Source organism: uncultured Thiodictyon sp., from assembly GCA_903837595.1.
In the GTDB taxonomy this organism is placed as follows: domain Bacteria; phylum Pseudomonadota; class Gammaproteobacteria; order Chromatiales; family Chromatiaceae; genus Thiodictyon.
Genome location: CAILVI010000497.1, coordinates 1 through 7,351, shown reverse-complemented (window position 1 = coordinate 7,351; position 7,351 = coordinate 1). Strand labels below are relative to the sequence as shown.

The 7,351-nt window shown below is 57.6% G+C and carries 10 protein-coding genes and 1 tRNA gene; 1 reads left to right on the top strand and 10 read right to left on the bottom strand.

What is annotated here, in order from left to right; all coding sequences use genetic code 11:
* Positions 1–163: 163 nt before the first annotated feature.
* Entirely contained in the window at positions 164–553 is a 390-nt protein-coding gene (locus tag QZY44_RS30040) for a DUF2782 domain-containing protein (protein ID WP_295456404.1), read from the bottom strand.
* 175 nt (positions 554–728) lie between these two features.
* Between QZY44_RS30040 and QZY44_RS30035 the strand changes: the two genes are divergently transcribed.
* Complete coding sequence (locus QZY44_RS30035; RefSeq protein WP_295456402.1) at positions 729–2,732, top strand: UvrD-helicase domain-containing protein; 2,004 nt, start codon at positions 729–731, stop codon at positions 2,730–2,732.
* Positions 2,733–2,925: 193 nt separating this feature from the next.
* Here the strand turns inward: QZY44_RS30035 and QZY44_RS30030 are convergent, their stop codons facing one another.
* The 9 genes from QZY44_RS30030 to QZY44_RS29990 all read right to left on the bottom strand — a co-directional run bounded on the left by QZY44_RS30030 (position 2,926) and on the right by QZY44_RS29990 (position 7,349).
* Positions 2,926–3,264, bottom strand: coding sequence for a hypothetical protein (locus QZY44_RS30030; protein ID WP_295456400.1), 339 nt, complete (start codon positions 3,262–3,264; stop codon positions 2,926–2,928).
* A gap of 112 nt (positions 3,265–3,376) precedes the next feature.
* Positions 3,377–3,685: an addiction module antidote protein gene (locus tag QZY44_RS30025; protein ID WP_295456399.1), complete on the bottom strand. Its 309-nt coding sequence runs from the start codon at positions 3,683–3,685 to the stop codon at positions 3,377–3,379.
* 3 nt (positions 3,686–3,688) lie between these two features.
* Complete coding sequence (locus QZY44_RS30020) at positions 3,689–3,985, bottom strand: type II toxin-antitoxin system RelE/ParE family toxin (protein ID WP_295456397.1); 297 nt, start codon at positions 3,983–3,985, stop codon at positions 3,689–3,691.
* A 115-nt stretch (positions 3,986–4,100) separates the two neighbouring features.
* Positions 4,101–4,520 carry a type II toxin-antitoxin system HicB family antitoxin gene (locus QZY44_RS30015; RefSeq protein ID WP_295456395.1) on the bottom strand — a complete coding sequence of 140 codons (420 nt, stop codon included), beginning with the start codon at positions 4,518–4,520 and terminating at the stop codon, positions 4,101–4,103.
* Positions 4,521–4,529: 9 nt separating this feature from the next.
* Positions 4,530–4,709 carry a type II toxin-antitoxin system HicA family toxin gene (locus tag QZY44_RS30010; protein ID WP_295456393.1) on the bottom strand — a complete coding sequence of 60 codons (180 nt, stop codon included), beginning with the start codon at positions 4,707–4,709 and terminating at the stop codon, positions 4,530–4,532.
* Between the two features lie 487 nt (positions 4,710–5,196).
* Positions 5,197–5,412 carry a hypothetical protein gene (locus tag QZY44_RS30005; protein ID WP_295456391.1) on the bottom strand — a complete coding sequence of 72 codons (216 nt, stop codon included), beginning with the start codon at positions 5,410–5,412 and terminating at the stop codon, positions 5,197–5,199.
* A gap of 18 nt (positions 5,413–5,430) precedes the next feature.
* A complete protein-coding gene (locus tag QZY44_RS30000) occupies positions 5,431–5,817 on the bottom strand; it encodes a hypothetical protein (RefSeq protein WP_295456389.1) in 387 nt (128 codons plus the stop codon).
* A gap of 7 nt (positions 5,818–5,824) precedes the next feature.
* Positions 5,825–6,418, bottom strand: a complete 594-nt coding sequence (locus QZY44_RS29995) for a phospholipase D-like domain-containing protein (RefSeq protein ID WP_295456387.1) — start codon at positions 6,416–6,418, stop codon at positions 5,825–5,827.
* An 840-nt stretch (positions 6,419–7,258) separates the two neighbouring features.
* Positions 7,259–7,349 (bottom strand) — tRNA-Ser (locus QZY44_RS29990).
* Positions 7,350–7,351: the final 2 nt, after the last annotated feature.

Below are 7,351 nucleotides of genomic sequence, written 5' to 3'. Positions count from 1 at the left end.
CCTTGGGCAATGGAACTACGTTGTCGATCCCAATGCTTTCTCTTGATAAACGTGTTTAACTAATTTTTGCATTGTTACTAAGGCGATTTACAGGAATCGGCACACCACGCAAGTGTAGGTGCGACTTAAGTCGCACCTACATCCGCTCCCACCGGCAGATGACTCAGCGCCAGGAAAAAATCGTCCACTGGTTGGTGTTGATGTTCACGGGTGACGTGCTGCGCTGATCCAGGATGCCGTCCCCGTTGCTGTCGATCATGTAATAGGCGGGACCGATCTGGGGCTGGACCTTGACCATGTAGACCTTGCCGCGCACCCGGTATTCATAGATGGTCTCACGCGCCCCTTCCCGAATGGTGATCTCGGGCTCGACCGCCTCACCGGCCACAGGCGAGGACGGCGCCGGCGGGGCCGGGAGGGTTGCACCCTCAGCGGGGGCACCCGCGGCAGGGGCGTCCGCCGCGGGGGCGGCCGGCGGCGGCGGTGGGTCTTGGGCCAGTGCGGGAAGGCCGAAGGCCAGGAGCAGCAGTGCAGGGGCGGCAAAAGACTTCATCGAGCGCTCGGCGTTACCATGGCAAATAGAGGCTCTAATGGTAGCCTGAACCGTGGCGGATTGTCTCGCAGCGACGGCACGCTTGCGCGCGCCGTCGCTCTGATTTTTATCAGCGCAAGCAGCCTGGGAGTTTTTTCAGGATAATCGGCCATCCCTCCTCCTGCGTGGCACCGCCATGAACGGACTCAATCGTGAACAAACCGAAGCGGTGCGCTACACCGCCGGCCCCTTGCTGGTCCTGGCCGGTGCCGGCTCCGGCAAGACCCGGGTCATCACCCGCAAGATCGCGCACCTGATCGGTGCCTGCGGCATCGCGGCCCGCCACATCGGCGCGGTCACCTTCACCAACAAGGCCGCGCGGGAGATGCGTGAGCGGGTCGCGAAGGAACTCAAAGGCCGGGACGGCCGCGGGCTACGGGTCTCCACCTTCCACACCCTGGGCCTCGACATCCTGCGCCGCGAACACGCCGCCGCAGGCCTGCGCCCCGGCTTCTCGCTGCTGGACGCCCAGGACAGCGAGGCACTGATCAAAGAGCACCTGCGCGGTATCCCCAATGCCGACGCCTTCAACCCCGCGGCGGTGGCGCACCGGATCTCAGCGTGGAAGAACGACCTGATCGACCCGGCGCAGGCCCAGACGCTCGCCGCCGACGACTTCGAGGCCCAACTCGCCGGGCTCTACGCCGACTATGAGCGCAGCCTGCACGCCTACAACGCGGTGGACTTCGATGCCCTGATCCTCACGCCGGCGCGGCTCTTCGCCACCCATCCGGAGGTGCTGGAGCGCTGGCAGGGGCGCATCCGCTACCTGCTGGTCGACGAGTACCAGGACACCAACGGCGCCCAATATGAGCTGGTGCGCCAACTCGCCGGCCCCCGCGGGGCCTTCACCGTGGTGGGTGACGACGACCAGTCCATCTATGCCTGGCGCGGTGCGCGGCCCGAGAACCTGGCCCGGCTCAAGGACGACTACCCGCAGCTCAAGGTCATCATGCTGGAGCAGAATTACCGCTCCAGCGCGCGCATCCTGGCGCTCGCCAACCACCTGATCAAGAACAACCCGCACGTCTTCGAGAAGCGGCTGTGGAGCGACCACGGCCCCGGCGAGGCGCCGCGTCTGCTGACCTGCCGCGATGAGGCGCACGAGGCCGAACGTGTCGTCTCCGAAATTCTCCACGCCAAGTTCACCGAGGGCGTGGCCTTCGGCGACATGGCCATCCTCTATCGCGGCAACCACCAGGCGCGCCCCTTCGAGAAGACGCTACGCGAGCACAGCGTCCCCTATTTCCTGAGCGGCGGGACCTCCTATTTCTCCCGCACCGAGGTCAAGGACCTGATGGCCTATCTGCGGCTGCTGGCCAACCCGCAGGACGACGCCGCCTTCCTGCGGGTGGTCAACACCCCGCGCCGGGAGATCGGCCCCACGACGCTAGAGCACCTTGCGACCTATGCCCGGGGGCGCGGGGTCAGCCTGCTCGCGGCCTGCGGTGAACTGGGTCTGGGCGAACACCTGGCCGAGCGCCAGCGCGAGCGGCTCCAAGGCTTCACCGAACTGATGGGGACCTTTTCCCAGCGTGCCGCGGCCGACCCGGTGACCGCTGTGCGCGCACTGACCGACGCCATCGACTACCCCGGCTGGCTGCGCGAGAACGCATCGAGCCAGGCAGTAGCCGACCGACGCATGGAGAACGTCAACGACCTGATCGACTGGCTGGGCGCACTCAACAAGAAGGGGGAGCGGCCGGACAAGACGCTGGGCGAGATGGTGACCCATCTGACCCTGATGGACGTGCTGGACCGCCAGGACGAGGAGACCGGCGGCGACCGTGTCCATCTGATGACCCTGCACGCCGCCAAGGGGCTCGAATTTCCGAATGTTTTCCTGGTCGGTATGGAAGAGGAACTCCTGCCCCATCGCACCAGCATCGAAGAGGACACGATCGAGGAAGAGCGCCGTCTCGCCTATGTCGGCATCACCCGCGCCCGGCGCGCACTCACCTTTACGCTGGCGCGGCGGCGCAGACTGTTCGGCGAGATGATCCAGACCGAGCCCAGCCGCTTCCTGGCCGAACTCCCGGAGGGGGCGGTGGAACGCGACGAGAACCGCGCGGCCGACCCCGCGGCCAGCCGCGCCCGGGGGATCGCGCATCTGGCCAATCTAAAGGGCATTTTGGGGTAACGGCGGGGCAATGAGAAGAATGGCACGTCGGCCTTGATCAGCGTTCCGGCCAGCGCCGGCCCATCCTCAACCGGAGGTCGAGGCTTTAGCCGGTGGCAGCCTCCGGCCTATCCAAGAGAAATCAGTGACGCCCGGATGCCGGACAGGCTAACGCCTCGACCTCCAGTAGCCGGGGCGACAATCAAGGCCTTGCTCACTTAAAGCATCGTAGTATCAGGTTCTTGCAGAACGCAGAGGTAACCTCGCTGCCGCCTGTTTCACCGCCAACAAGATCCAATTGAGTGACACGGTCATTCGTTAAAGCAAAATTTGCATCACACTTGTGAATTTGCTTTCCTTTGGTCTCAAAGTGGCTATAAGCCATATACTCTACATTTCCGCCAAAATGAGAGTCGCTTGGCGTCCCCATACAAGTCAGCAGATCGGTTTTTGACTTGCCAATCACCTTGAGCCTCAGTTCCTCCGTGGTTGGACCGAAGGCACAACCAACAAGGCCGACCACAACGAAAAATTGAACGAGTATTTTTTTCATAGATCGCCAAAGCCATATAACACAACAGCCCCGAGGAGACCTTGATCGCCGTTCCGGCGATGGTCGCGCCGTCATTCCGACCGGGACACCGGAATTTAGATCGGGGACCGAGTCAGACAGGCGTCAGTGGCTGCGCCACCAGTTTCACCCCCAGCGCATGACACACCCGATTCACCGTCTCGAAGCGCGGCTGCGCATTCTCGCGCAGTGCCCGATAGAGCGCCTCGCGGGTGAGGCCGGACGCCTTGGCGATCTCGGTCATGCCGCGTGCACGGGCAATATCACCCAGGGCGGCGGCCAGGAGCGCGGGATCGTCCTCTTCCAAGACGATCGTGAGATATTCGGCAATTGCCTGATCGTCTTCCAGGTATTCGGTCACGTCGAAGTCGGGCAGGTCGGCGGCGCGAATTTTGTTGCTCACGGCTTAGTCCTCAATGGTGGCAGCCAGCTTAATGGTCTTGGCGGTATCCGCGCCCTGCGTGGACTTGTCGCCGCCGCCCAGCATCACAATCAGCACCGCCCCACGCTGGACGTAGTACATCCGCCAGCCGTGACCGAAATGCTCGCGCATCTCGAACACACCATCGCCCACGGGTTTCACGTCGCCCAAGTTGCCGAGTGTCGCCTTGCGCAAGCGGGTGGCCAGACGCCGCTGGGTCAGGCCGTCTTTGATGCCCGCCAACCAGGCGGCAAATTCGTCGGTGCGTTTGATCCTGAACATTGGCCTATCGTAATCGTTCGGTTACATCAGGATCAATAGTTGTTATCCGCCATGCAGACGAGGAAATGGCGGAACCGCTATGCGCTCCGTCCGACGGCCCGCGGCTGGTTAACCTTCAGGCGACCCTGATCTCAATGCGCTTGCCCAGCGCCCGCGCGGCCGCTTCGATCTGGTCGAAGCGCGAGGCATGGCCAAGGTCCAGCAATCGGTCGACCTGGGGCAGATGCCAGCCCAGACGGCGGGCCAGTTCCGCCTTGCGGATGCCTTGCTCAGTCATTGCCTGGTAGACCCCCAGCTTGGCACATTCCAAGGCCGACGGGCGCACCGTCGGGCGGCCCGCGGGGGCGAGGGGAACCGGTAGGGGGCGGCGCGCCGTGATCAAGACGGCCAGGGCGGTTTCCAAGGCGTCGACCGCGTTCAGCAACGCCTCGTCTTCATCGTCGCCCACCGAATGGCAGAACGGCAGGTCCGGAAAGCTCACCAGTACCGTTCCCGTCTCCGGGTCCGGCTCCAAGATGACAGGGAAATCAAACATCGCGGGTCCTCACTTCAAGCCGAGGTCTTTCTTGATCGCGTTCGCCAGCGGGGCCGGGATCTCTTTCGCCCCGTGGAAGGGGAACACCGAGTGCCGGCCGTTGCGTTCCACATGCAGGTGGCTCCCCTTGCCGGGCGCGAACCGGGCACCCTGTTTCTCCAGCCACCGCTTGAACTCGCTGTATTTCATGCCCGGGGCCTCACCGCATTGATGGCTGATTCTAACAGGTCTGTTGCGCTCGCCAAGGGGATAAAGCAACATAAGCGTTGCGCTGCTTGATACCGTTAAGCGCGTGGGAGTCGCTATCTCCACTGCCCGGCTGGGCCTGAACCACAATCACGGGCGGCCTTGGCGCTCTGGCGCATGGGACTAGGCCACTGGGCAACGATCAGATATCGACGTCTCCTGGCAAGTTAGGGCGTGACCACCCTCTCGGGGGGCGCGGTATGTTGCGCGGGTACCGCAGGGCTGCTTGATGCTCTTGGGAGTTCCGGGGGCGGTATATTTGGCACCGGTTAGGCCGCTTGAACTCTGTATATCATTATTTTTTCATTGAATTTTATGTCTGCGGAATGCCGAGGGCGAATTAACTATACCGCCCCCCGAACTTGCGCTTTCAATATGTTGCTAAGTCGGCGGTGACGCCGGTGCCCGGATACCAAATAACTTCGCGATATCAAAATGCTGCGATATTAGACAATGGCCTTATGCTTTTCAGCTCCAAAGCCTTAATTATAGCCCTTACGGTATTGTTCATACCTGCCCTTGCCTCATATGTTTCAGTGAGATTTTCATATAAGCTTTCTATTTCTTGCTGTTGCGAAAAATCATAAGCAAGATCAAGTATTTCATATCTATAATACAGCCTCCATAGCTTTGTATCGTTATCCATTAATCTTTCTACTTTTCCCTAAAAAGCCGCCACAGGATCAGCGTTGTTGTCGCCGTTAATCAGGTTAAGCCGCACTAAGTTTTCGCGATCATTTCTAATTGCTTCGGCCATGGCTTCACGTTGCTCTTTTAGCGACGTGGATAACCGCTCCTTAAAATCATCAAAGCCATGCCCCGCAAAAATTTCGTCAATGATTTTTTTCGGCACCCAGTAGCCCAAATAGGTTTCAACCCCGAATCTTCTTTTTATGTCCGTTACAAATTCCGTTAGAGGCGATTTGTATTCGAATTCAAAGTATGACTTACTTATCTTCGCATGCGCCAAAGAAAATCCAAGCGCCTCGATCTCAGGAACACCTCTAAATCTTTCCCTACCTTCATCGCTTAGCCGAAACTTTACGCTCAACTCGGATTTAAGGGTACCACTCCATCTGTAAATAAAATAACCGCTTTGTAACAGAGCATACTTGTAAATCAAAATTATCTATATTGGCAAATCTATCAATTTCGCTAATGTGAGTTGTTTGCAGCATCATCAAAGAATTACGGAATGAGTCTATTTCCAATGCCTCTGTTGTCGCTAACATTGCCTCCACATTACCATGGGCGCTTGTAAGCCCTGCTCCTGTTAAATTCGCTGAGCCTACAATTAACATCCCGCCTGGTGGGTTCCCCGGACTATCTGCAACAAGAGCATATGCTTTTGCATGAAATATAGATGATTCATTTACTGGATATAAGTTAACTTCGATTTCAAATCTATTTCTGGCAGATGCAATCCACCTAATTAATCGTGGTTTCCCTATCTTTATCGCCTCTTTTTTATCGATATAAATATTGACGCCGGTAATTCTTATTTTATCTGCAATACCACCAATAAAATACGTTGCGGAACGACTATTAAAATAACATGAGGCTATATAAAGTTTGTACTTATTACGCCTATCAACTGTGGCAAACAAATCAATCATTTCTTGCTTTTTGTTCTGGCAAACTACTATATTCACAAAAATCTCCGATTTTTTAAGCTAGGCGCTTTTTTTAGAAAGATATCGCTACCAAGCGTAATAGACAGCATCTGCCTAGTATCCATACTGTCACAATCGACCATCCATTTCACCTGAGTTGAAGGCGCTATCTATCGTGTGCAACACGTTTAAAAGTAGATCGCACAAAATCTTATATCAACTTAGCGGAAAAATGCTTTTCCGTTTTGTGAGCTCCGTCACAGAACGCTTGGCGAGGTAAAGCTGTACACGCTCACTAAACCCACTTTGAACGGTCCAAGTCACGTTTTGGAGGGCCAGGATGTGTTCCCATTGTCTGACCGCAAGCACCTTGTCGAGGCTCCGGGGTGAGGTCGGGCAACGCGGAATCAGGGGAGTTCAGGCGAGGACCAGCGGCAGCATATCGAGTGCCGAGAGCTAGTACCCGGTTCCAGCCTAATTTGCGGGTCGACCCCAACGGGGTCGAACATACCAGCCCAGGGCAACACCCTGGGTTAGCGTTGTTTATTCGGCCTAGCCCTGAAAGGGCGTGACATAACGGCGGGGCTCCTGATGTCATGCCCTTTCAGGGCTGAGGTCTGTTATCCGTCATACCCAGGGCGTTGCCCTGGGCTGGTATGTCGCGCCCCTTCGGGGCTTGAGCAGGCGCAAAATCAGGCGGAACTGTGTACTAGATGCTTTGAACGGCAGGCGGATTTTAGCAGAACCGGCTTGATGTCCCGCGGCATCCACACACGCTCGATGGTAGCCAGCATTTCAGTGTATTTTAAGAGTGTATTCTAGAAATATCAGACAACAAAAAGCCCCATGCAAATCAATTGCATGGGGCTTTTTGTTGTCTGGCGGAGAGGGAGGGATTCGAACCCTCGATAGGCTGTTAACCTATACACACTTTCCAGGCGTGCTCCTTAAGCCACTCGGACACCTCTCCGG